Source organism: Dubosiella newyorkensis (genome assembly GCF_001945605.1).
In the GTDB taxonomy this organism is placed as follows: domain Bacteria; phylum Bacillota_I; class Bacilli_A; order Erysipelotrichales; family Erysipelotrichaceae; genus Dubosiella; species Dubosiella newyorkensis.
Map to the genome: position 1 here is coordinate 1 of NZ_MPKA01000027.1, position 2,433 is coordinate 2,433.

Consider the following 2,433-nt stretch of genomic DNA (forward strand, 5'->3'; position numbering starts at 1 on the left):
CATCCGCAAAACAGCTTATTGTATTTTTGCGACCCAAATCGTTATGTTGGTTTTAGGGATCCTCCTGCGTATTGCGGCTGGAAATTCTTTGCTGGATGGAGGATTGATCGAACTAGATTGGATCCTGACTGGTTTGTTCTTGTTGTGTATCCCGCAAATCAAAACAAAAGAGAAGCCAACGATCGATAATGTGTGAACGGTTCAAAGAATAGAAAAGATTTTAGCATCCGGTTCAAAATGGACAGGACAAAAATGTAGAAGGAGAATGAAAATGAATATTCCACCGTGGTTAATACTATACAAATAAATAATAAATTGAGTATCATGATTAATCTTAAAATATAAGGAGAAAATATATGAAAAAAGTATTGTTGAGTTTAGCATTATGCTTTTCATTCTTTACACTTTTCTTTCCTATTGATATATCTGTCTATGCAGAGGAAGTTTTGAATATCCAGCCTAGAGGATTTGAAACAATCAATGTTTCTCGCCAATTTACAGATACTGTATATTCAGAGAATAAGAAGGGAAAAGTAACGACGATAATTTATGGCTCTTATGTCCGTAATGTGAATACAGGTGAAATTGTTTCAGCAAACTGTAGCGTAGTACCTACTTTTAGTTCTTTTACAAATGATGTAATACCACAAGCTAGAAATATATATACCTATGCAAATATTAGTTCTGACAGAATGAGCGTTACGTTTGGAGCGTCGTATCGGGTGATTGGTATGTATTCAAGTATTAGTTATGATTATGGTATAGTATCAAGAAGTTTTACAGTACAATAAAATATAAGGATAAAAAAATGAAAAACAAAATTGTAGCTTTTGGAATGGCAATATTGCTTAGTAGTCAGTTTATGATGCCGATTAATGCTACTACGTCAAATCCTTCGGAAGTAGTATATGAATGTGATGGAATAAGCACTTTTTTGCAAAAATGTTTTAATAATAATTATTCTCTTAAAATCTTTGATAAAGAGGAACGAGATAGAACAGATCAATATATTGATAAATTTAAAGATGAATTTAAAAACAACAATCCAGAAGTAATTATCGATTTAATAATATCAAATGATCTGTATCTGTATTTTGATGAAACTTCAGGAATCGTGCCATATGCAATTGAAACAGTACATGCTAATCGACAATACTATGATATTGTTCATGATGAATATGGACGTTATTATAAAGATGTTAACACTTATATGTATGGTACATACACTCGAAACGTAGGAACAGGAATTATTTCATCAGCTTCATGCACTGCAGATGTATCGTTTACTGGGTGGGGAACTGCATTTTATCCACAATATACAAATATGTCAACATATGGAACAATTAGTGGTAATAAAATGAATGTTACATTCTATTGTCACTATAATGTAATTAGTTATGTTTCTGAGATGGGATCTATGAGTTTTGGAAGTATTAGCCATCAATACACAGTAAGTTAGTTAATTGTGAAAGGACAGAATCATTGATTCTGCCTTTCTTAGTATAGGAGAAAAATTATGAAAAAGAAATGGATCGTGATCATACCGATATCATTGTATGTAGCTTGTCTAGTATGTATCAATTCCGCATTTAAAACTTTGTTTACTATGCAGGGAGAAATTTCTCCCGAACAATTTGAGCAGATTCAAAACGCTCAACAGATCATGTCGATTGGAAAGACAGTATCGCTTTTTCTGGTGCTGATCAGCTTTTCTCTATTTGGGTATTTTGGGTTAAAAGAAGGACGGATGAAATGGCTGAATGCCGGAATTGGAACTGTAGTCATTGAAATATTGGTTGCTATGCTGTTTTCGAAAATCAGTACGGGAGCTTGGCTTGTGTATGCAGAACAGTTTCAGTTTTCCAGATGGTTCTGGATCATATTGTTCATACTTTGGCTGGGGTTCTTTATTGGGATCAAAAGGAAGTAAAATTAGTGCGGTAAGGAGAAATCAAACTTTATCGAATACCGGATGGATGGTGAAAGACAGAAGCTGACAGATGTTGAAATATAATCTATTAGCGATAGCGACATCGTGCAGAATAAGGTCTTGCAGAATGGAGATATAATGCTGCAGTGGTGCAACATAAAAGATGTGCATATGTTTGATAACAATATCGAACATTTAAAAGACAGAAAAGTATCCTATAATTCTTTCACACAATGGAGTCCGATGTAGACGATAAGATAAATATGTACATAAACGATGAGATAAATATGTACAGTTTCTAAAAAAAGATTGTAAAATTCTCTTATTTGCAGGGAGGATTTTATGATCATTACTTTATCAATCAACAACTCGTTGGGTGTTGATTCTTTGACAGATTTGAACAAGCTTATGCCGCTTATGAAGGAGGGTGTTTTGAAATTGAACAAATCCAAGATTGCCCGTGAACTCGATGTCGATCGCAGAACGGTCGATAAATAACAACA

At 33.7% G+C, this 2,433-nt stretch carries 5 protein-coding genes; all 5 read left to right on the plus strand.

Annotated features, from left to right (window positions below):
- On the plus strand, positions 1-196 hold a 196-nt coding region (locus BO225_RS12250; RefSeq protein WP_158023764.1), incomplete at its 5' end, for a hypothetical protein.
- Positions 197-356: 160 nt separating this feature from the next.
- Positions 357-791 (plus strand): hypothetical protein, encoded by a 435-nt coding sequence (locus BO225_RS00885; RefSeq protein ID WP_076340411.1) that lies wholly within the window; start codon positions 357-359, stop codon positions 789-791.
- 17 nt (positions 792-808) lie between these two features.
- Positions 809-1,459, plus strand: coding sequence for a hypothetical protein (locus BO225_RS00890; protein WP_076340412.1), 651 nt, complete (start codon positions 809-811; stop codon positions 1,457-1,459).
- Between the two features lie 57 nt (positions 1,460-1,516).
- Positions 1,517-1,930 carry a hypothetical protein gene (locus BO225_RS00895; protein ID WP_076340413.1) on the plus strand — a complete coding sequence of 138 codons (414 nt, stop codon included), beginning with the start codon at positions 1,517-1,519 and terminating at the stop codon, positions 1,928-1,930.
- 342 nt (positions 1,931-2,272) lie between these two features.
- Positions 2,273-2,428, plus strand: a complete 156-nt coding sequence (locus BO225_RS12255) for a hypothetical protein (RefSeq protein WP_158023765.1) — start codon at positions 2,273-2,275, stop codon at positions 2,426-2,428.
- Positions 2,429-2,433: the final 5 nt, after the last annotated feature.

What these genes read in the sequence shown, in the direction of transcription:
- BO225_RS00885 (WP_076340411.1), top strand. Translation starts at nt 357, where the DNA reads ATGAAAAAAGTATTGTTGAGTTTAGCATTATGCTTTTCATTCTTTACA.
- BO225_RS00890 (WP_076340412.1), top strand. Translation starts at nt 809, where the DNA reads ATGAAAAACAAAATTGTAGCTTTTGGAATGGCAATATTGCTTAGTAGT.
- BO225_RS00895 (WP_076340413.1), top strand. Translation starts at nt 1,517, where the DNA reads ATGAAAAAGAAATGGATCGTGATCATACCGATATCATTGTATGTAGCT.
- BO225_RS12255 (WP_158023765.1), top strand. Translation starts at nt 2,273, where the DNA reads ATGATCATTACTTTATCAATCAACAACTCGTTGGGTGTTGATTCTTTG.